22 protein-coding genes and 1 pseudogene are annotated in these 20641 nt (G+C 35.2%); 17 read left to right on the plus strand and 6 right to left on the minus strand.

Annotated features, from left to right (window positions below):
- Nucleotides 1-20: 20 nt before the first annotated feature.
- Entirely contained in the window at nt 21-818 is a 798-nt protein-coding gene (locus ACK1U5_RS24875) for a YfkD famly protein (protein ID WP_002102695.1), read from the plus strand.
- A 35-nt stretch (nt 819-853) separates the two neighbouring features.
- Here the strand turns inward: ACK1U5_RS24875 and yfkAB are convergent, their stop codons facing one another.
- The gene (yfkAB, locus tag ACK1U5_RS24880) at nt 854-1981 is read right to left on the minus strand and encodes a radical SAM/CxCxxxxC motif protein YfkAB (RefSeq protein ID WP_000156023.1); all 1128 of its coding nucleotides are present in this window, start codon (nt 1979-1981) and stop codon (nt 854-856) included.
- Between the two features lie 213 nt (nt 1982-2194).
- Between yfkAB and ACK1U5_RS24885 the strand changes: the two genes are divergently transcribed.
- The 6 genes from ACK1U5_RS24885 (at nt 2195) to truA (ending at nt 8117) form a co-directional block, all read left to right on the plus strand.
- On the plus strand, nt 2195-2377 hold the full coding sequence (locus tag ACK1U5_RS24885; protein WP_000513558.1) for an SE1561 family protein: 183 nt from the start codon (nt 2195-2197) through the stop codon (nt 2375-2377).
- A 202-nt stretch (nt 2378-2579) separates the two neighbouring features.
- Complete coding sequence (fumA, locus tag ACK1U5_RS24890) at nt 2580-4100, plus strand: class I fumarate hydratase (RefSeq protein ID WP_113710814.1); 1521 nt, start codon at nt 2580-2582, stop codon at nt 4098-4100.
- A 127-nt stretch (nt 4101-4227) separates the two neighbouring features.
- Nucleotides 4228-5010, plus strand: a complete 783-nt coding sequence (gene pdaA / locus ACK1U5_RS24895) for a delta-lactam-biosynthetic de-N-acetylase (protein ID WP_000875956.1) — start codon at nt 4228-4230, stop codon at nt 5008-5010.
- 59 nt (nt 5011-5069) lie between these two features.
- A complete protein-coding gene (locus ACK1U5_RS24900; protein WP_000269418.1) occupies nt 5070-5933 on the plus strand; it encodes a DNA-3-methyladenine glycosylase family protein in 864 nt (287 codons plus the stop codon).
- A 10-nt stretch (nt 5934-5943) separates the two neighbouring features.
- Nucleotides 5944-7323 (plus strand): 23S rRNA (uracil(1939)-C(5))-methyltransferase RlmD, encoded by a 1380-nt coding sequence (gene rlmD / locus ACK1U5_RS24905; protein ID WP_000615200.1) that lies wholly within the window; start codon nt 5944-5946, stop codon nt 7321-7323.
- 56 nt (nt 7324-7379) lie between these two features.
- The gene (gene truA, locus ACK1U5_RS24910) at nt 7380-8117 is read left to right on the plus strand and encodes a tRNA pseudouridine(38-40) synthase TruA (protein ID WP_000553118.1); all 738 of its coding nucleotides are present in this window, start codon (nt 7380-7382) and stop codon (nt 8115-8117) included.
- Between the two features lie 44 nt (nt 8118-8161).
- Here the strand turns inward: truA and ACK1U5_RS24915 are convergent, their stop codons facing one another.
- On the minus strand, nt 8162-8365 hold the full coding sequence (locus ACK1U5_RS24915; protein WP_113710813.1) for a hypothetical protein: 204 nt from the start codon (nt 8363-8365) through the stop codon (nt 8162-8164).
- An 87-nt stretch (nt 8366-8452) separates the two neighbouring features.
- The gene (locus ACK1U5_RS24920; RefSeq protein WP_061140025.1) at nt 8453-9856 is read right to left on the minus strand and encodes a sigma-54 interaction domain-containing protein; all 1404 of its coding nucleotides are present in this window, start codon (nt 9854-9856) and stop codon (nt 8453-8455) included.
- Between the two features lie 293 nt (nt 9857-10149).
- Between ACK1U5_RS24920 and ACK1U5_RS24925 the strand changes: the two genes are divergently transcribed.
- The 3 genes from ACK1U5_RS24925 (at nt 10150) to ACK1U5_RS24935 (ending at nt 13302) form a co-directional block, all read left to right on the plus strand.
- The gene (locus tag ACK1U5_RS24925) at nt 10150-10404 is read left to right on the plus strand and encodes a biotin/lipoyl-containing protein (protein WP_000859489.1); all 255 of its coding nucleotides are present in this window, start codon (nt 10150-10152) and stop codon (nt 10402-10404) included.
- A 106-nt stretch (nt 10405-10510) separates the two neighbouring features.
- Entirely contained in the window at nt 10511-11932 is a 1422-nt protein-coding gene (locus ACK1U5_RS24930; RefSeq protein WP_000969250.1) for an amino acid permease, read from the plus strand.
- Between the two features lie 95 nt (nt 11933-12027).
- The gene (locus ACK1U5_RS24935; RefSeq protein WP_001078357.1) at nt 12028-13302 is read left to right on the plus strand and encodes an acetylornithine deacetylase; all 1275 of its coding nucleotides are present in this window, start codon (nt 12028-12030) and stop codon (nt 13300-13302) included.
- Between the two features lie 99 nt (nt 13303-13401).
- Here the strand turns inward: ACK1U5_RS24935 and ACK1U5_RS24940 are convergent, their stop codons facing one another.
- Complete coding sequence (locus ACK1U5_RS24940; RefSeq protein WP_001262772.1) at nt 13402-14055, minus strand: DUF1232 domain-containing protein; 654 nt, start codon at nt 14053-14055, stop codon at nt 13402-13404.
- A gap of 130 nt (nt 14056-14185) precedes the next feature.
- Between ACK1U5_RS24940 and ytaF the strand changes: the two genes are divergently transcribed.
- Nucleotides 14186-14797, plus strand: a complete 612-nt coding sequence (gene ytaF, locus ACK1U5_RS24945; protein WP_030022841.1) for a sporulation membrane protein YtaF — start codon at nt 14186-14188, stop codon at nt 14795-14797.
- Nucleotides 14798-14911: 114 nt separating this feature from the next.
- Nucleotides 14912-15070 (plus strand): hypothetical protein, encoded by a 159-nt coding sequence (locus ACK1U5_RS24950; RefSeq protein WP_000532409.1) that lies wholly within the window; start codon nt 14912-14914, stop codon nt 15068-15070.
- 22 nt (nt 15071-15092) lie between these two features.
- Here ACK1U5_RS24950 and ACK1U5_RS24955 read toward each other — a convergent pair whose 3' ends face one another.
- A complete protein-coding gene (locus ACK1U5_RS24955; protein ID WP_000766604.1) occupies nt 15093-15434 on the minus strand; it encodes a DUF3969 family protein in 342 nt (113 codons plus the stop codon).
- 174 nt (nt 15435-15608) lie between these two features.
- Entirely contained in the window at nt 15609-16538 is a 930-nt protein-coding gene (gene glsA, locus ACK1U5_RS24960) for a glutaminase A (RefSeq protein ID WP_001149850.1), read from the minus strand.
- A 69-nt stretch (nt 16539-16607) separates the two neighbouring features.
- Here glsA and ACK1U5_RS24965 point away from each other — a divergent pair.
- The 5 genes and pseudogenes from ACK1U5_RS24965 to ACK1U5_RS24985 all read left to right on the plus strand — a co-directional run bounded on the left by ACK1U5_RS24965 (nt 16608) and on the right by ACK1U5_RS24985 (nt 20631).
- A pseudogene (locus ACK1U5_RS24965) lies at nt 16608-16722 on the plus strand (transcriptional regulator).
- Between the two features lie 141 nt (nt 16723-16863).
- A complete protein-coding gene (nagE, locus tag ACK1U5_RS24970) occupies nt 16864-18366 on the plus strand; it encodes an N-acetylglucosamine-specific PTS transporter subunit IIBC (RefSeq protein ID WP_000938902.1) in 1503 nt (500 codons plus the stop codon).
- A gap of 252 nt (nt 18367-18618) precedes the next feature.
- Nucleotides 18619-19863: a serine hydrolase domain-containing protein gene (locus ACK1U5_RS24975; RefSeq protein ID WP_069605183.1), complete on the plus strand. Its 1245-nt coding sequence runs from the start codon at nt 18619-18621 to the stop codon at nt 19861-19863.
- Between the two features lie 155 nt (nt 19864-20018).
- On the plus strand, nt 20019-20420 hold the full coding sequence (locus ACK1U5_RS24980) for a hypothetical protein (RefSeq protein ID WP_000335548.1): 402 nt from the start codon (nt 20019-20021) through the stop codon (nt 20418-20420).
- 16 nt (nt 20421-20436) lie between these two features.
- Nucleotides 20437-20631 carry a hypothetical protein gene (locus ACK1U5_RS24985; RefSeq protein ID WP_000899469.1) on the plus strand — a complete coding sequence of 65 codons (195 nt, stop codon included), beginning with the start codon at nt 20437-20439 and terminating at the stop codon, nt 20629-20631.
- The last annotated feature ends 10 nt before the right edge of the window (nt 20632-20641 follow it).

Raw genomic sequence — 20641 nt, forward strand, 5'->3', positions numbered from 1 at the left:
CATAGGAAGGAGCCAGACAGGTGAAACGAGTATACAGCATATGTCTTTCAACTATGGTCTCGTTTATTTTATTATTTCCTAACATGAGTTTTGCAAAGACAACAGTAGGAACAAAAATGCCTTCATCTGTTTTAAATATTTCAAAAGACAATACATTTCCAAATGATGCGCAAGATTTGCCACGTTTACAACCAAGTAAATTTGCTCAAGAGCTATTGAAAACGGCTAATATTAAAATTGAAAATCCAGACTTAATTCGGATGTTTAATGAAACGACAATTTCAAATGCGCCGCTTGCAGTAGGGTATCGGGCAAAAATTTATTTGGGTCAATGGGCTTTACATTATGAATCAGTAGACACATCGATTAATTGGGAATATAAACAAGTGAATCGAAATGTGTATGATAATCGCGGAGGAGACCGTTTATATCCACTTCGCTATAAGCAAGAAACACAAAAGACGGTTGAAGGCGATTTAACAGCAGATATGAAAGATGCTGCAGATGTGAAAAAAATGATGCTTCTCAAAGCACTTGAAAAAGTACAATTACCCCTTTCGTTTAAAACGACCATTGGTTATGGTACTGGACATGAGCGTGTGTATAATATTAGTCCGAGTCAACTCGGATATTTATACGCTTATACACCAGCAGTAAATGAAAAAGGAAAAGTAACATTTGGAGAAGTGTATCTTGTATTAAAGGGAAATCAAAAAAGACTTGTTGTGAAAAATATTACTTCTCAAGGAATTGGAGCTGCTATTCCAATTCATGATCATTTGTATTTTAAATTCATTTCTTCTTCCCACTCGCAATAACATGAAAAAACGTCAGCTTATAAGCTGACGTTTTTTTATAATGTAATGTTTGCTGTTTTTGATAAGAAATCTTCTGTCGGATAGTAGCTGTTTTTTACAAGAACATTTGGTCCAAGACATTTTACTGCAGGACAGTGACAGCTTAATGATTTTGCAGTTTTTGAAGCGCTCCATTTTTCATACGCTTCTTGTAATGTGTTTGTTTGTATGTTTCCTAGAAGTGGAACATCACCAAAATCAGTAACGATAATATTGCCATCAAAAATATTTACATTTAAGCGTGAACGACCATCTGGATCGTTACGAACAGTTACATTTTTGCTCTCTTGTAACTTTTTAAATGTGGCAATGTCTCGCTCGTCATCGCTACAAGCATAGAAAGGTAAAGTTCCAAATAACATCCATACATTTTCATCGCGAATTTCTAGTAAATGCTCAATCGCATCACGAATTTCAGCTTTTGTTAAAATCTCTAGATTACTCGCGAAGTCACTTGGATACATTGGATGAACTTCATGACGTTTACAGCCCATCTCTTCGACGATTTGGCGGTGAATATGTTCAATATGTGGTAGAGTTCTTTTGTTTAACATTGTTTCGGCAGATACAAGTACACCTGCATCTGATAGAGCCTTACTATTTGTAATCATTCTTTCGAATAATTTTGCACGTTGTTCGTAAGTAGGCTTACGCTCCATCATTGCAAATCCGCCTTCAACGAAGTCATCAATTGTTCCCCAGTTATGAGAGATATGCAATACGTCTAAATAAGGAATAATCTGTTCGTAACGTGCTAAATCTATAGTTAAGTTAGAGTTGATTTGAGTGCGAACGCCTCGTTCATGGGCATATTTTAAGAGTGGTGTTACATAGTTGTCGACGGATTTTTTTGAAAGCATAGGTTCTCCGCCAGTAATACTTAAAGAACGTAAATGAGGAATCTCATCTAATCGTTTTAATAAAAGATCCATCGGAAGCGGATTTGGGTCTTTCGGCTGTAACGTGTAACCAACAGCGCAATGCTCACAGCGCATATTGCATAACGTCGTCGTTGTAAATTCAACATTTGTTAATAGTAGTTTGCCGTACTCTTCAAGGTCCATATACGCTTCCCATGGATCGTAAGAAGGAGTAATCGGCTTCATTTTTTGTGATATCGTCATATGAAATACTCCTTTGACTATTGAAATAACAATTTGTCCATTCTCTATAATAGAAGAATATGTGCTTTTTATAAAGTGAAACTTTTTAGCATGAAAAGAGAGAGGGCTTACATTATAGTGGATGACTGTGACAAAATTGATGAAATTTCATGCCCATAGCAATCGTTTTTGCGGTATAATAAAAGCAACTCGAATTAAAAGGAGAGTGCCTTCATGGGAAAAGCAATTCAAGATAAAGATACACAATTAGTATATTTAAAAGAACGTTTAAATATGTTCATTGAAGTAATTGATACAATTGAACCCGAAGAAGTAGAATTAGAAGATGTAGATCGTCTTCTTGCAATGTTAGATGAATTAGAATTAAAATGTGAGCAATTTAAAAAAGACGAATAATATATTAAAAAGGCTACCAATTCCAATTTGGTAGCCTTTTTCTGTTCGGGTAATAGAAGGACGATAGAAAAAGAGGTATAATCAAGTTGTGAAAAATTTCATTTATGCTCTAATAGCGTGAAATAAATAGCTAAAGAGCATAACAATTGAATTTTCAGCTCATAACGTTTTGGTAGCGTTCACAATTGAGGGGGAAGTAACAATGGAAAAGCTTCAAGAAAGCATGTATCAACTAATTGTTGAAACGTCAACGAACTTACCGAAAGATGTTCGTCGTGTGATTCAACAAGCGAAAGAGCGAGAAAATGCAGGGACTCGTTCTGCGATGGCACTTGGCACAATTACAAATAATATTAAAATGGCTGATGATAACATCTCGCCGATTTGCCAAGATACAGGGATGCCAACGTTTAAAATTTATACACCAGTTGGTGTGAATCAATTAAAGTTGAAGGAAGCTATCTATAATGCGCTTGAGCGGGCGACAAAAGATGGTAAACTTCGTCCCAATTCTGTTGATTCTCTTTTTGGAGATAATAGTGGAAATAATTTAGGACCAGGTACGCCGGTGATTAAGTTTGAACAATGGGAAAAAGATTATATTGATGCACGTTTAATCCTAAAAGGTGGTGGCTGTGAGAATAAAAATATTCAATATAGCTTACCGTGTGAACTAGAAGGACTTGGACGAGCTGGCCGTGATTTAGAAGGGATTCGTAAATGCCTTCTTCATGCAGTATATCAAGCACAAGGGCAAGGATGTAGCGCTGGTGTAATTGGTGTTGGTATCGGGGGAGACCGCACATCAGGTTATGAATTAGCAAAAAATCAATTATTCCGTACATTAGATGATGTCAATCCAGTACCAGAGTTACAACATCTTGAAGAGTACGTATTAGAAAATGCGAACAAGCTTGGCATTGGTACGATGGGATTTGGCGGAGAAACAACTTTACTTGGTTGTAAAATTGGCGTCTATAATCGTTTGCCAGCTAGTTTCTATGTATCTGTTGCGTATAATTGCTGGGCATATCGTCGCCTTGGTGTGAAAATTCATCCTGAAACAGGAGACATTATGGATTGGCTATATCAAGAAGGGGAAGATACACTTCAGCATGAAGTACAAGAAAAAACAGAGCAACGTGAGATTGTATTAGAAGCACCAATTACAGAAGAGCAAATTCGTGAACTTCGCGTTGGTGATGTTGTAACAATTAATGGCATGATGTATACAGGTCGTGACGCAATCCATAAGCATTTAATGGATAATGATTGTCCAGTAGATTTAAATGGACAAATTATTTACCACTGTGGTCCAGTTGTTGTGAAAGATGACAATGACAATTGGCAAATTAAAGCGGCAGGTCCAACGACAAGTATTCGTGAAGAACCGTACCAAGGCGATATTATGAAGAAATTCGGTATTCGCGCTGTCATTGGAAAAGGCGGTATGGGTGCGAAAACATTAGCGGCTTTAGAAGAACATGGCGGTGTATATTTAAACGCAATCGGTGGTGCAGCGCAATATTATGCTGAATGTATTAAAGAAGTGAAAGATGTTGATTTCTTACAATTTGGTATTCCAGAAGCAATGTGGCATTTACGTATCGACGGGTTTAAAGCAGTTGTAACGATGGACTCTCATGGTAATAGCTTACATGCAGATGTTGATAAAACATCACTTGAAAAATTAGCTAGCTTTAAAGAGCCAGTATTTAAGTAAATAAAAAATGCATCTCGAATGATTCGAGATGCATTTTTTTGGTATATATAGAAAAACATGTTCAGCATGAAAGAATGCGTTGCAACAGAAACTACAAGTACGATTATATATGGAAAGGAGACTATTTATGAAATATAAATGGTTATATATCGGTCTCATTTTTTCAATTATGATGGCACTTGTTCCAGTTTCAGCACTGGCTTATACAAATACTCCACATAACTGGGGAATCCCGCGTCCTAAAAATGAAACAGTACCAGATGCAGGAAAGTTATATACAGATTTACTACAAAAAAATGGCGGGTTTTATTTAGGAGATACGAAGAAAAAAGATATTTATTTAACATTTGATAATGGATATGAGAATGGATACACAGGGAAAATATTAGATGTATTAAAAGAGAAAAAAGTACCAGCAACTTTCTTTGTAACGGGACATTACATTAAAACACAAAAAGATTTATTGTTAAGAATGAAGGATGAGGGACACATTATTGGAAACCATTCTTGGAGTCATCCTGATTTTACAGCGGTAAATGATGAGAAACTTCGTGAAGAATTAACGAGTGTAACGGAAGAAATTAAAAAAGTAACTGGGCAAAAAGAAGTGAAATATGTACGTCCTCCGCGCGGTGTATTTAGTGAAAGAACGTTAGCTCTTACGAAAGAAATGGGCTATTATAATGTATTTTGGTCACTTGCATTTTTGGATTGGAAAGTGGATCAGCAAAGAGGATGGCAATATGCGCATAATAATGTTATGACGATGATTCATCCAGGATCTATTTTATTACTTCATGCAATATCAAAAGATAATGCAGAAGCACTTGCAAAAATCATTGATGATTTGCGCGAGAAAGGGTATCATTTTAAAAGTCTAGATGACTTAGTAAAAGGCAATCAACCGTAAGCATGTATGCTTACGGTTTTCTCATGCTATAATGATGTGTAAAAAGGATGGGGAAACGTATGTGGAGCGAGCATGTTACGTTAGAGTATCCGTATCATTTTGAAGAAGTATTAAAACGTTTATCTTTTGATCCTCTTAACGTCATTCAATTAGATGAGAAAGTTATTTATATCCCGCTTTGTATAGACGAGGAACAGGTTGTTGTTCGCTTACAAGGGATTGGTACTGTTCAAAATCCACAGTTTTGGATTTCTAGTCAGACAGGAGATCCAGAGAAAGTCATGAAACGAATGAGAGCCATTTTTCATTGGAATGAACCGTTTCAAGATATACAAAATCATTTTTTAAACACATCATTACGTCCACTATTTGAAACATATGCTCATACTCCAATTATTTTAGAATTTGATTATTTTGCTTGTCTGCTTCGCTGTATCATTCACCAACAAATAAATTTGAAATTTGCTACTGTGTTAACAGAACAATTTGTGAAACGGTATGGAACAGAGAAGAACGGTGTATTCTTTTTCCCCACTCCGGAAATAGTAGCAAATATTTCAATAGAAGAATTGAGAGAGCAGAAGTTTAGTCAGCGAAAGGCTGAATATATAGTAGGATTAGGTCGAAGTATTGTCAGTGGTACATTAAATTTAGCGAGTATAGAAAATGGGACGGAAGAAGACATTTCAGCACAATTGTTGCCAATTAGGGGAATTGGTGCATGGACAGTGCAAAACTTTTTAATGTTTGGGCTTGGACGGAAAAATATGTTCCCGAAAGCGGACATTGGGATTCAGCGTGCAGTGCAAGGTATATTTCAATTAGATGATAAACCTGATGATGCATTTTTAGAAAAATTGAAACAAGAGTGTGAACCATACTGCAGTTATGCAGCGTTATATTTATGGAAAAGTATAGAGTAGAGGTGTAATAATGATACAAAAGCAACATGAGAGTAAGTTGGAAGTTGGTCAAACGTTTCCTGTGACAATTAAACGTCTTGGGATTAACGGAGAAGGCGTTGGTTATTTTAAGAGACAAGTTGTTTTCATTCCAGGGGCATTACCAGGAGAAGAAGTTGTTGCAGAAACAACGAAAATTCAGCGTGGCTTCGCTGAAGCGAAAGTGAAAAAAGTTCGTAAAGCTTCACCGCATCGTGTGAAAGCACCGTGTCCAGTATATGAGGAGTGTGGCGGTTGTCAGCTGCAACATTTAGATTATAAAGAACAATTGAATCAAAAGCGTGATATCGTTGTACAAGCATTTGAGAAGTACATGAAAAATAGTATGGAAGAGAAAATTCGTCCAACGCTTGGCATGGAAAATCCATGGCATTATCGTAATAAGAGTCAATTACAAGTGGGGCGTAAAGACGAAAAGGTTATTACAGGGCTATATAAACAAAACTCACATCAGTTAATTGATATCGCTCACTGTATGATTCAACATAAAGCAACGAATGAAGCGACAAAAGTTGTAAGACGTATTTTAGAAAAATTAAATGTTTCTATTTACAATGAGAAAAAACAAAAAGGTTTAGTACGCACAATTGTAACACGTACTGCAGTTCAAACAGGTGAAGTACAAGTTACACTTATTACAACAAAAGAAGAATTACCAAATAAAGAACAATTTATTGCAGAAGTACAAAAACAGATGCCAGCGGTTAAATCAATTATGCAAAATGTAAACTGGCGTAAAACATCTGTTATTTTTGGCGACAAAACATTTAAATTAGCTGGAAAAGAAGTAATTCAAGAAACACTTGGTGATTTATCATTTGAATTATCAGCACGTGCGTTCTTCCAGTTGAATCCAGAGCAAACCGTTGTTTTATATAATGAAGCAAAAAAAGCCGCTGCGTTAACAGGCGATGAGAAAATTGTAGATGCGTATTGTGGCGTTGGTACAATCGGTCTTTGGCTTGCAAATGATGCAGCGGAAGTACGTGGTATGGATGTAATTCCAGAAGCGATTGCAGATGCAAGAAAAAATGCAAAGCGTCACGGATTTACAAATACGAAATATGAAGCAGGTAAAGCTGAACAATGGTTACCGAAATGGGTAAAAGAAGGATGGCGTCCAGATGTAATTGTTGTCGACCCACCACGTACAGGTTGCGATGATAAATTACTGGAAACAATTTTAAAAGTGAAGCCGAAACAAGTTGTGTACGTGTCTTGTAATCCTTCTTCATTAGCACGTGATGTACAAGCATTAATGAAGAGCTATGAAGTGGAGTATGTGCAACCAGTTGATATGTTCCCGCATACAGCTCACGTAGAAAATGTAGTGAAGCTTGTTAGAAAGTAAAGTTTATTAATATTCCCTCATGGTATGAGGGAATATTTTCTATGAAGGAGAATATTATGCATAATTATAAATTAACAATTCAGTACGATGGCGCACGTTTTAAAGGATGGCAACGTCTCGGTAATAACGATAATACAATTCAAGGAAAAATCGAAAGTGTCATATCTGAAATGGTCGGAAAAGAAATTGAAATTATCGGTTGTAGTAGAACAGACGCTGGTGTACATGCTTTGAATCAAGTTGCTAACTTTCAAAGTGATGAGAAGTTAGTGGAACATAAAGTGAAAAAATATTTAAATCAATATTTACCTAATGATATTAGCATTACGAATGTGGAAGAAGTACATGATCGTTTCCATGCTCGTTACAATTCTAAAGCAAAAACATATCTGTATAAAATTTGGAATGAAGAGCATACAAATCCATTTATGCGTAAATACAGCATGCATGTGAATAAAAAATTAAATGTGAAAAGCATGAAAGCAGCTGCGAAACATTTAGTTGGTTCACATGACTTTACTGCTTTTTCAAATGCGAAATCAAAGAAAAAATCTATGGTTCGAGAAGTATATACACTTGATGTGATGGAAGAGGCAGGGTTTGTACAAATTAGAGTAAGTGGTAACGGCTTCCTTCATAATATGGTAAGAAAAATTGTCGGGGCATTAATTGAAGTTGGATTAGGACAATTAGACGCTGAAGCAATTCCAAACATTTTAGAGGAAAAGCAGCGCAATCAAATTAATTGTCTTGCTGAGGCAAGTGGGTTGTATTTAGAGAATGTTGAGTTTTAATGGCAAATAAAAAAATCGGGCTAAGTAGCTCGATTTTTTTAGTATTACAAAGATTTCTCGTTTTTTATACGTAGCTTCAAATTCCAAAAAGCAGCAAGCATAATAGCTGCAAAGGAGCCGCTAATTGTTCCTAATAGCTTTGCATAAGGAAAGCTACTCATATCACCATTAATGAATAACATTATACATAGAACAGCAGGGAGAAGGTATAAGTAGTGTAATAACTTTAATTTTTTATCATTACTCATATATATAATAGCCCCTTTCTAGCATGTTATATGTTTATTGTAACATATTTTACCAAGTTATTTTTTGCACTTGGAGACATGTTTATTTCATATGTGTAAATGCAGTTTTTTAATTCGATATTGTAAGTTTTGCCTACTTAATCCTAAAAATTTTGCAGCTTGTGAGATGTTGCCATGATTTTCTTTAAGAATTTGGTTAATGTAGTTCTTTTCCATTTTTTCTATTGTGTGTTTTAAAGTTTTAGGTGCATCAGTATTGTGATTAGTTAGTGCATGTTGCATATTGAATTCTGTTTTTATTCGTTCACGAAAGCGAGTAGGCATATGAAACGCTGTAATGATGGTTTCATCTTCTATCAAGTTCATGGAACCTTCAATTATATGTTCCAACTCCCGTACGTTTCCAGGCCAATCATATGCATAGAAAAATTCTCTTACATTTACATCTACATCGGTTACATTGAGCCCAAATTGAGTATTATATTTTTCAATAAAGTGCTGAACAAGATCTGGAATATCTTCTTTTCTTTCACGTAAAGGCGGAAGACATAAAGTAACGACGCTTAATCGGTAATATAAGTCTTCTCTTAATCGATTATGTGCGATGGCTTCGAAAGGATCTTCATTGATAGTTGCTATAATACGAACATCAATTTCTTTTTCGTGTGTGCCTCCGATTCTTCGTATTGTTTTTTCTTGTATAGCTCGCAGTAACTTCGCTTGAAGTGCTGGACTTAATGAGTTGATTTCATCTAATAACAAAGTTCCTCCGTTCGCTTCTTCGAATAAGCCTGATTTATCTATTGCTCCTGTAAAGGCACCTCGATTTGTGCCAAATAGTAGGCTTTCCATTAAGGTATCAGGTATAGCGGCACAGTTTTGTGAAATAAAGGGTTTGGTTGAACGCTGACTTTCATTATGGATGCTTTGTGCAAATAGTTCTTTACCAGTGCCTGTTTCCCCTACGAGAAGTATGGAGGAAGATGTACGAATTACTCTTTTTCCTTCTGTAATGATTGATTGAATGGCTTCAGAATCACCAATTATGTGATCAAAGGTAAATTTAGTGCTTTGTTTTCGAGAAGGACTTATTTTTATCGTTTGTTTTAAGTTACTAATTTCTTTTGATATTTCAATAGCGCCTTTAATTTTTCCATTTTCTATTATAGGGAAAGTATCGTTAATCGTTGTAATTTCTTGTCCTTTATTGTTAAAATACGTTTGTTTTATATTTTTCTTTGTTTTTCCAAATTTTAATGCCTCTATAAGAGTACTATTTTTATTTTCTTCAAATGCAAATACCTCTAAAGGACTTTTATATAATACATCTGAGCGTTCCATTGATTCAATTTCCATCATTTTGCGGTTATAGACAATCGTTTTACTTTCCTCATTAATAATATGAATCCCGATATCGAGTTCATTGATTAAAGTTTCATATAGCATATTCATTTCAATAAGTTGTTTGAAATTAATTTCTTCTGTATGCATGTAACATCTTCTCCTCATTTCACCCTATGAAGACTGACTTTTTATAATTTTATTAAAATTCTTATAAAATCGCAAAAAAATTTTGCTATTTTTCGTTTAAAACTTTTTAAATGATCGAAAAATTTTGCGGTTGTGCACATTTTTTTGTATGAAACTCTCATTTAATATATGAATTAGAGACTTGGTACGTATTTTGCATAAATAATATTCGAAATCTCTAGAGGGGAGAATATGAATTTTTACAGGATATACAACGTTTTGGTGTCAATTAATAAGAGGGAGGAATTTATAAAGTGAAGACAGTTATAGAAGGTGTGTATAGTCCTTGTTATGGAAAAGTAGAGAAGTTATTTGTTACGGAAAGTTCTTACGTATACGAGTGGGAGAAATTAGCGTTAATTGAAACAATAGATAAACAGAAAGTAGAAATTAAGATAGGGATCAGTGGTTATATTGAATCATTAGAAGTAGTAGAAGGACAAGCTATTGCTGATCAAAAATTATTAATAACAGTAAGGGATGACCTTTTAGTAACAGGCAGTGATTAATGTAAGTGACGTGTATTTTTGCTCTTTTCAATCATTATTTTTACAATGAATACTTTTAAAAACGCTTACATTAAATGGGTTGGCAAAGTGAAAAGGGGGGATTTATATGATGGATCAAAACCAAGGATTAAAAAGAGAATTGAAAAGTAGGCACATATTTATGATTGCACTCGGTGGAGTTATTGGTACAGGACTTTTTTTAGGGTCAGGTTATACGATTCATGAGGCTGGACCTGGAGGAGCAATTGTAGCGTATCTTGTCGGTGGATTTGTAATGTATTTAACGATGCTCTGTCTTGGAGAATTAGCTGTTGCGATGCCTGACGCAGGGTCTTATCAAACGTATGCGACAAAGCATATTTCCCCTGCAGCAGGTTATGTAGTGGGATGGATGTCATGGTTAAACTGGTCTGCTACGATAGGTATTGAATTAATTGCAGTTAGTATTTTGATGAAACGTTGGTTTCCTGATGTACCGTCATGGATTTGGTGTGTAGTGTTCGCGGTACTGCTCTTTGCTATTAATGCGTTATCTTCAAGAAGTTTTGCGGAAGTGGAATTTTGGTTTGCAAGTATTAAAGTAATTACAATTATTGCATTTATTATTTTAGGCGGGGCGGCAATGTTTGGTTTTCTAGATATGAAAGGAAATGAACCAGCACCGATGTTCTCTAGCTTTACTGATTACGGGGGACTGTTTCCGAATGGATTATCAGCCATTTTAATTACGATGATTGCAGTTAATTTTTCTTTCCAAGGAACAGAACTAGTTGGTATTGCAGCAGGTGAGAGTGAAAATCCAGAGAAAACGATCCCGAAGGCAATTAACAATACAGTTTGGCGTATACTTGTTTTCTTTGTACTATCTATTTTTATTCTTGCTGGACTATTCCCTTGGCAGCAAGCAGGAGTAATAGAAAGTCCATTTGTAGTTGTATTTGATAAAATTGGTATTCCTTATGCAGCCGATATTATAAATTTCGTTATTATTACAGCAGTACTATCCGTTGCGAATTCAGGATTATATGCAACTTCTCGTATGCTATGGTCTATGTCTAATCAAGGAATGATTAGTCCGATTTTTGGTAAGTTATCTAAAAACGGTGTTCCTATTTATGCATTGATTGTAAGCACAATTGTAGGTTGTCTCTCATTATTATCAGGTATTTATGCGGAAGATACAGTTTATTTATGGCTGCTTTCTATCGCTGGATTTGGAGCGATACTAGTTTGGGCATCTATTGCTCTATCTAACTTATTAGCTAGAAGGTCATACATAAAGCAGGGCGGGGATGTGAAAGACCTGAAATTTAAAACACCGCTGTATCCATTCGTACCACTGCTTGCGTTAGTATTAAATGTAACAGTAATCGTTGGCATGGCCTTTATTCCAGAACAAAGAATGGCATTGTATTGTGGTATTCCATTTATGATTGTTTGTTTACTGTTTTATCGTGCTACAAGAAATAAGGGAAGTAATGTAGAGCATATTGAAAAGACAAATACAACGGAAGTAGAGAGTTTATAATAGTGATCAATTAGGAGACTGTAAAATTGTAAACAGTCTCTTTTTTTGTGAAAATAAAGCTGGAAACATACTATGTATGCAAAGGGGAATTAGCGATGAATCGAGAAATTTCGCAGTTGTTAAAACAAATAGATTCAAGGAAAGAGGAATTGTTAGAACTTACAAAAACATTAATTCGTTTTGAAACACCAGCACCGCCAGCGAGAAATACAAATGAAGCGCAAGAATTTGTTGCAGAGTTTTTAAGAAAACGAAATTTTAGTATTAATAAATGGGATGTATATCCGAATGATCCGAACGTTGTTGGGGTAAAAAAAGGAATAAAAAGTGACTCATATAAAAGTCTTATTATTAATGGTCATATGGATGTAGCTGAAGTGTCAGCAGATGAGGCGTGGGAAACAGATCCATTTGATCCATTTATAAAAGATGGCTGGTTAGTTGGACGTGGCGCAGCAGATATGAAAGGTGGGCTGGCTGGAGCGCTATTTGCCATTCAACTTTTACAAGAAGCTGGTATTGAATTACCTGGAGATTTAATCTTTCAATCAGTAATAGGGGAAGAAGTTGGAGAGGCAGGAACACTTCAATGCTGCAGGCGAGGTTACGATGCTGACTTTGCAGTCGTAGTGGATACGAGTGATTTACATATGCAAGGGCAAGGTGGTGTAATTACTGGATGGATTACAGTGAAAAGTCCGCAAACGTTTCATGATGCAACGCGCAGACAAATGATCCATGCTGGAGGACGTTTATTTGGAGCGAGTGCGATTGAAAAAATGATGAAAATTGTGCAGAGCTTACAAGAATTAGAGCGTCACTGGGCAGTCATGAAAACATATGAAGGCTATCCATCTGGAACAACAACAATTAATCCAGCTGTTATTGAGGGGGGAAGGCATGCGGCGTTTATTGCGGATGAGTGCCAGTTATGGATAACCGTGCACTTCTATCCGAACGAAACACATGAACAAATAATAAAAGAAATTGAAGAATATATTGGAAAGGTAGCAGCTGCCGATCCATGGTTAAGCGAAAATCCGCCACAATTTAAGTGGGGCGGAGAATCAATGATTGTAGATCGTGGTGAAATTTTCCCTTCATTAGAAGTAGATAGGGAACATGCAGCTGTAAAAAAACTTAGCTCAGTACACGAGTCTATTTTATCAAAAAATGCAATTTTAGATATGTCTGCAACGGTAACTGATGGCGGTTGGTTTAGTGAGTTTCATATTCCAGCGATTATATATGGACCAGGTACATTAGAAGAAGCACATTCTGTAAATGAGAAAGTTGAAATTGAACAGTTAATTGAATTTACAAAAGTAATAACAGCATTTATATATGAATGGTGCCACACGAAAAAATAGATTTGTATAGTAAAATCGTACGAGTATGTATACTTGTACGATTTTTTAGTGAACTATTTCAGAGGTGAAAATAAACAACTGAAATAGTTCTTTATTTTGCTATGTTTTTCGTTTTATTTCAAGTAATTTCTCTTTTGCTAATTCAACGGCGATCGCATCATCTAAATAGCCAATTGGAAAGAGATAGTCGGGAATAATATCTGTCGATAAAATGAAATACAGTAATGCGCTTCCAAGAACTGCACGTTCTTCTTTTGAAATGGTTTCATTGCAAAATTGTTGATACATATCTGTTAATTGTTCAATAAAAGGACCAGCACTATCAATTTGCTCTAATTTGCTTGCGAAACTGTCATGAATACGTTTTTCGCCTTCTGTTGTCTGGGCATAGCGTTCGTAATTTTCGAGTTCTTGTTTTACGCGAGTTGTAGTGTAATCGAAATCGAATAAGTTAGAGGATTGCAGCGTTTGCTGAATGGTATCAAGAGATGTGTACATATCGGTTTTTTCTTTATTAATGTGAGGAGAATCAGGGTACATTTCATCAAATAACAATTGGGGTGGAACTTGAAGACATTCTGCAAATTTTTGTAGATGTTTTTGTTTTGGCGGTTGTTTACCATTGATAATTCTTGAGACTGTTGCAGGATCAATATTTGTAAGTATTCCTAGTTGGCGCATAGATAAGGCGCGTTCTTTTAAAAGTTTTTTTATTAATTTGCCAAGCCGATCATTCGGGTTTTCATTAGCCATAGTGTAGGCACTCCTTTTTTAGTATTGAAAAAATATTGAGCATTTATTACAAGTATATGAAACAGACAGGCACAGTTGCTCAACATTTTCATAATATGCATTGAAAAGTGAGAAAAAGGGGTGACTATTTATGAGTACGGCAGGCTTATTTTCAATTTTTTTAATCGGGATCGCTTCTAATTTAGATAATGCAGGTGTTGGAATTGCATATGGCATTCGTAAAATTCGTATTTCGTGGTTTAACAATTTTATCATCGCATTCTTTGGATTTTTATTTACTTTACTAGCTGGATTTTTTGGAAACTGGATTGCGTTATTTATTTCAGAGTTTACAGCAAATCTGATTGGAGCAATCGTTTTAGGGGTAATCGGTGTGTTTATTTTGTGCCAGCCTTTCTTGGGTCAAAAAAATACTGCAGGTTCTAAAGATGATAATGTACTTATGGGCATTTTACGTGATCCGGAAAAAGCAGATTTTGATGGTTCTAAAACAATTAGTTTCTCAGAAGCAATTGTTTTAGGAGTTGCGTTGTCTATTAATAATATTGCAGGTGGATTTGATGCAGGGGTAACAAATTTAAATCTTTGGCTTACAGCGACTATTTCTGGGGTGTTTAGTTTTATTTGTATTAGTGGTTTTGCGTATGTAGGAAAACGATTTTTGGCAGAATACTTAGGGAAATGGGCGACAGTTATCGCAGGACTATTATTAATTCTTATTGGGATCGATCAGTTGTTGTAAGGAGAGTAGAAAACAAGGTTCGAGTATTTCCTTGGAAATACAGCAAGAGATTGCATATATCGACGTACTTTTCTCCATACTAATACGGATTTCTTTTAAGAAAGGGGGATTTGTATGGGACGCGGGAAAGCATTTGATCATAAGAAAAAAGGGCATGATCATCAACCACCTAAAGGTGCGTTCATTCATAAAGATGTAAATGAACATACTTTGGAAGAGGAAGAGCTACCAGTAAATATTGAGGCGTATAAAAATAGTTTAAAAAAACATTAAAAGCACCTACATAGGTGCTTTTTTACCGTATATCTTCAATTAATTGTTCGGATTCTTCATGCATACTGTACTCACTTAATACTTGAATGCAAAGCCACTTTAATTCCTCAATCGTATGCTCAAGTTCTTCAGGAAGCACATGATAAATGTCTTCAAGTCCCATCCCGAAATGAATAAGTTCAAGTACTTGATCATCGATGTTCCGATCCATTAATAATTCAAGTACTTCTAAATTGAATATGTATCGGTGAGCTTCGTCGAGTGAAACAACTTTTAACTTCAAGCTTTCTACAATACTCAATATAAAAAGAAGGATTGTTTTTTCAAGAACAGGTTGTTTTCCCATTTGAAATATTAGTTTCATCTTTCACACCTCCACATATAGCGCTAGGTTGTACTATATTATTCAGGAGGGGGGAACAAATATGCATGATATAGAGAAACTTTCAGCACTGTTTTTGTAAGAGGATTGATAACTGACAAAAGTGAGGTTTTGGCGAAATAAAAAATCCTGCTAGTATAGCAGGATAACTCGCGATTAAAAAATGCTCCAACCTTCTTGAGCAGAAAGAAGTTCAAGAATTTTAAAACCGGCAATACTATTTCCGTTTGCATCTAAAGCTGGTCCGAAAATACCGATTCCCATGTCTCCTTTTACGCAGCCAAAAATACCACCGGCTACACCACTTTTTGCAGGAATACCAACACGAATTGCAAATTCACCAGATTCGTTATACATACCACATGTGACCATAAATGTTTTGCAAATTTTTGTAATATGCTTAGGGATAATTTGTTTTTTCTTATATGGATCATATCCATCCATTGCAAAAATTAAGCCGATACGTGCTAAATCGATGCAGTTTACTTCAACTGCGCATTGACGAGTATATAAATCCATAAGTTCTTCAATATCACAATCGATAATTCCGTTTTGTTTCATATAATAACAAAGTGAACGGTTTAGGTAAGCTGTCTCTAGTTCTGAATCGGCAACTTTAGAGGAATAATTAATAGTAGGATTATCTGTTATTTCACGTACAAAATGAAGAATACGTTCCATTTTTTCCTCGTTATCTTTTCCTGCTAGCATGCTTGTAATAGCTAAAGCCCCTGCATTTATCATTGGATTAAGGGGTTTGGATGGACTTGTCGTTTCTAACTTAATAATAGAATTAAATGGGTCACCCGTTGGTTCCATTCCAACTTTAGAAAATACATATTCTTCACCACGGTCTAAAAGGGCAAGGGCAAGTGTAATTACTTTGGAAATACTTTGAAGAGTAAATAGTGTTTGTGAGTTGCCTGCATGGATATATTCTGTTTCTTTATGGAAAATGGCAATCCCTAAATCGTCTGGATTTGCATTTCCTAGTTCGGGGATATAAGTAGCAAGTTTTCCTTTTTTCGTATATGGTTTTACTTGTTCTAACAACTGTTGTAAGTTGTTTGTTTCAATGCACTGCATAGTACCAACGCTCCTATTTTGAATTAACTAAGTTTACTTTTCCCGATATGCTCGGAAATAAATAATAACATGAAAAAGTGGAATGATAAAACGAAAGTTCAATGTGCTATAATAGGTCTTTCGTTTCGGGTATTCTGTATTTTAAAAAGGAGAATTTTCCTTTTATATAACAGTTTGGAAATAGGAGATTTATCCATAAAAAGTTCAGAAATAAAAACTACACATCTATACAACTATATGTTATTATGGTTATGTAATAGAAAGCGTTTTCTAAAGCGTACTTATAATGATAACGATTTCATAAATTTGATTAGGGGGAATTAAAATGTTGCAGTTTTTACAACGTATTGGTAAAGCTTTAATGCTTCCGATCGCAGTACTACCAGCAGCAGGATTATTGCTTCGTTTAGGGCAACCAGATGTATTTGATATTCCTGTTATGGCACAGGCCGGCGCAGCAGTTTTTGATAACTTAGCACTTATTTTTGCAATTGGTATTGCAATCGGTCTTTCAGTGGATGGTAGTGGTGCAGCAGGTCTTGCAGGTGCAATTGGTTATCTTGTTATGAAAAATAGTATTGATGCACTTAGCAAAGGGTATTCAACTGCTGAATTACAAGGTAAATTAAGTAAAGTCCAAGATTTAATAGGTAATAGCGCAAATGTAGATCCATCTAAGCTTGCGGATACAATGACACAAGTATCTAAGGCTGCTGAATTATCGACTAAAGTAGATATGAAAGTCTTAGGTGGTATTATTGTTGGTGTTATAGCAGGACTTCTTTATAATAAATTCCATAAGATTAAACTTCCAGAATGGTTAGGTTTCTTTGCTGGAAAACGTTTCGTTCCAATTGTTACATCAGTCGTGATGCTGATATTAGGAATTCTATTTGCACAAATTTGGCCAACAATTCAAAATGGTATTGATGCATTAGCTCATGGAATTGTTAATTTAGGTGCAATTGGTTCAGGATTATTTGGTTTATTAAACCGTTTATTAATCCCAATTGGTTTACACCACGTAATGAACACATACTTCTGGTTTGTATTTGGGGACTTTACAAATGCAGCAGGTAATGTTGTTAATGGTGATATTGCTCGTTTCCTTGCAGGTGACAAAACAGCAGGTATGTTTATGACTGGTTTCTTCCCAGTTATGATGTTCGGTTTACCAGCAGCATGTTTCGCAATGATTGCAGCTGCTAAACCAGAAAAGCGTAAAGCAGTTACTGGTATGTTAGCTGGTCTAGCATTAACTTCATTCTTAACTGGTATTACAGAGCCTATTGAATTCTCATTCATGTTCTTATCACCAGTATTATATGGTATTCATGCTGTATTAACAGGTCTTTCTTTATTCATTACAACATCGCTTGGCATTCATGATGGTTTCTCATTTAGTGCCGGTGCAATCGATTACGCTTTAAACTTCGGTATTGCAACAAAACCAGTCTTACTAGCAGGTATTGGTTTAATTTACGCAGCAATTTATTTCATAGTATTCTACTTCTTAATTAAGAAGTTCGATTTAAAAACTCCTGGTCGTGAAGATGACGATGAGTTAGTTGAAGATGGTGATGCACCAGTTGCAGGTTCAATTGGTGAAACTTACGTAGCAGCTTTAGGCGGAAAAGAAAACTTAACAGTTATTGATAACTGTGCAACACGTCTACGCTTACAAGTAAAAGATGCTGGTCAAGTAAATGAAGCAGCATTAAAACGTGCTGGTGCAAAAGGTGTTATGAAATTAAGTAATACAAGTGTACAAGTTATCGTAGGTACAAATGTTGAATCTGTTGCCGATGATATGAAAAAACACGTATAAATAATGAGATAAGAGGATGTCCAAAAAGATTGATAACATCAATTTTTTAGAGGATATCCTCTTTTTTTGTTAATAATTTAACGGGAATCTTACTTTTGTAAATTTTCTTTTTCTTTTTTGTACATATAGGTTGGTAATATGTGCAGTGCGTGATAAAGTAGGGATGATATAGAATGGATTATCCATAATCTACTAAAATAAATCTTTAATAGAGGAATTAAATTATTGGTGAGTAAGGGGAAAAAAGCAATTATGGATCAGGAAAAAAATAATGCGAATGGGAAAGTACGTCGGCCGATTGTATACATAAAAAGAACAATCATTCTCGTCTTACTATTATCACTTGTATATTTCATGTATACAAAAATTGTTGCGCATAATAAGAAAGAAGAAACTTTAAAAGCGGCAGCAGAAATGAAGAAACAAGAAGAGCTAAAAAAGAAAGTAGAAGAAAAAAAGAAGCAAGAAGAACAAAAACAAAAAGAGCAGGAAGAACAAGTGAAACAAGCGCAAGTTGCGGAACAGCCTGCTGAAGGACCACCTCAAGAAATTAATGAAAACGCTCAATTGGACCAGTATTTAAAAAACGCAGGCTTTAGTGGGACGGCTGTTATTGTGAAGAATGGAAAAGTTCTTTTGAATAAAGGATACGGTATGGCAAATAAAGAGCAGCAAGTACCGAATAATTCAGAGACGACTTTTTATATTGGTTCTATTTCAAAGGCGTTTGTAGCAACTGCTATTATGCAGTTGAAAGATCAAAATAAATTACAAGTAGAAGATACTGTTGCAAAGTATATTCCAAATTTTCCTCAAGGTAATAGTATTCAGCTAAAACATCTATTAACACATACATCAGGGATTCCCGAATATGAGCAGGGAAAAGAAGATATTTCTCATGAAGAACTGATAAAGCGGATAGGAAATCAAAAGCGTATTGGTGGTCCAGGAGAGAAATGGAAGTATTCTGACTCGAACTACTCTATACTTGCATACATTGCCGAGAAGGTAAGTGGACAGTCGCTCGAAGAATATATTAAGCAACATATTTTTGCTATTGCGGGTATGAAACATTCTGGTTTTGGCACAGCGTTAGAACAAACAAGATTCCCATCAACGGGTTATAAAATAGTAAATAATAATATGACAACACCTAATATTCCGAGCATGTCACAACTATATGGTTGTGGTGATATATACACAAGTGCGCATGATTTATATTTATTTAACGAAGCACTATTCTCTGGTAAATTAATTTCAAAAGAGAGTTACGATCAAATGTTTACGGGTGGAAAAAAGGATTACGGGTTTGGATGGTACGTAGACCCAGGAAGCTATTCGAATCACGGTGTAATGCCAGGATGGAATTGCTTAAACGGATTTAGTAAAAATGGTAGTGTATATGTTGTTTTATTATCTAACATTCAAAATAACATTAAATCATTTGGTAAAGTGAATAACGATATTTATTCGATATTGCGGAATATTGAAGTGTAAGAAACTATCCTTTTGGATAGTTTTTTTTATGCCTTGAACCAAATATTTCTTTTAGAAAATGTATGTCTTACCTATCACAAAAATATCTATTTTGTATACATTAAGATGTATGGATGTGAAATTTTATAATCTAAAAATAATAGGAGGAGAAGTGTATGTGTCTGTTCAGAAAATATTGGAATAAATTATCGAGATTGTTTAATAGGCAATTAGATTATTTTTTAGATAATAAGTTATTACCTGCTGTGGAAAGACTTTTATTTTCACAAAACTTCGCGAGATTTATCCAAAGAAACTCTAAGCAAGCTACTGAAGAAGTTATTGAATCAAGTAGATTTCAATCTATTATTTGTAACATTTTAAAAGAATGTACTACATCACCTTTTAAAGAAATTGCAGAGCAGTATTTAGGTAAAAACGTAGAAATTACTGTGACAGTGGGACAGTTAACAGGCGTTATTGTAGCAGTTGGTGATGACTTCTTAACATTGCAAGAAGGAATAGGAACAGAAGTTTTATTACCATTTACAAGTATTATATCAATTAAAGAAGCGTAAGAAAGGAGCGTTATATATGTTATTTACTGATGAATTACGTAACCATGTTGGGGAACTAGTGCAAGTTGTGACAGCTGTAGAAATCATTGCAGGCGTTCTTTTATCTGTGACGGATGGGGCAGTAATTGTTCGTACTTCTCCTTCTTATGGACCACCAGAAGATGTAGTTGTGCGTATTCCTATTATTGCTTATGTTCGCTTGGAAGGGTAAGAGTGATACA

It is taken from the genome of Bacillus sp. XB1 (assembly GCF_053557995.1).

Coding starts and splice junctions, on each gene's coding strand:
- yfkAB (WP_000156023.1), bottom strand. CDS start 1,981: ATGACGATATCACAAAAAATGAAGCCGATTACTCCTTCTTACGATCCA.
- ACK1U5_RS24885 (WP_000513558.1), top strand. CDS start 2,195: ATGGGAAAAGCAATTCAAGATAAAGATACACAATTAGTATATTTAAAA.
- fumA (WP_113710814.1), top strand. CDS start 2,580: ATGGAAAAGCTTCAAGAAAGCATGTATCAACTAATTGTTGAAACGTCA.
- pdaA (WP_000875956.1), top strand. CDS start 4,228: ATGAAATATAAATGGTTATATATCGGTCTCATTTTTTCAATTATGATG.
- ACK1U5_RS24900 (WP_000269418.1), top strand. CDS start 5,070: ATGTGGAGCGAGCATGTTACGTTAGAGTATCCGTATCATTTTGAAGAA.
- rlmD (WP_000615200.1), top strand. CDS start 5,944: ATGATACAAAAGCAACATGAGAGTAAGTTGGAAGTTGGTCAAACGTTT.
- truA (WP_000553118.1), top strand. CDS start 7,380: ATGCATAATTATAAATTAACAATTCAGTACGATGGCGCACGTTTTAAA.
- ACK1U5_RS24915 (WP_113710813.1), bottom strand. CDS start 8,365: ATGAGTAATGATAAAAAATTAAAGTTATTACACTACTTATACCTTCTC.
- ACK1U5_RS24920 (WP_061140025.1), bottom strand. CDS start 9,856: ATGCATACAGAAGAAATTAATTTCAAACAACTTATTGAAATGAATATG.
- ACK1U5_RS24930 (WP_000969250.1), top strand. CDS start 10,511: ATGATGGATCAAAACCAAGGATTAAAAAGAGAATTGAAAAGTAGGCAC.
- ACK1U5_RS24935 (WP_001078357.1), top strand. CDS start 12,028: ATGAATCGAGAAATTTCGCAGTTGTTAAAACAAATAGATTCAAGGAAA.
- ACK1U5_RS24940 (WP_001262772.1), bottom strand. CDS start 14,055: ATGGCTAATGAAAACCCGAATGATCGGCTTGGCAAATTAATAAAAAAA.
- ytaF (WP_030022841.1), top strand. CDS start 14,186: ATGAGTACGGCAGGCTTATTTTCAATTTTTTTAATCGGGATCGCTTCT.
- ACK1U5_RS24950 (WP_000532409.1), top strand. CDS start 14,912: ATGGGACGCGGGAAAGCATTTGATCATAAGAAAAAAGGGCATGATCAT.
- ACK1U5_RS24955 (WP_000766604.1), bottom strand. CDS start 15,434: ATGAAACTAATATTTCAAATGGGAAAACAACCTGTTCTTGAAAAAACA.
- glsA (WP_001149850.1), bottom strand. CDS start 16,538: ATGCAGTGCATTGAAACAAACAACTTACAACAGTTGTTAGAACAAGTA.
- nagE (WP_000938902.1), top strand. CDS start 16,864: ATGTTGCAGTTTTTACAACGTATTGGTAAAGCTTTAATGCTTCCGATC.
- ACK1U5_RS24975 (WP_069605183.1), top strand. CDS start 18,619: ATGGATCAGGAAAAAAATAATGCGAATGGGAAAGTACGTCGGCCGATT.
- ACK1U5_RS24980 (WP_000335548.1), top strand. CDS start 20,019: ATGTGTCTGTTCAGAAAATATTGGAATAAATTATCGAGATTGTTTAAT.
- ACK1U5_RS24985 (WP_000899469.1), top strand. CDS start 20,437: ATGTTATTTACTGATGAATTACGTAACCATGTTGGGGAACTAGTGCAA.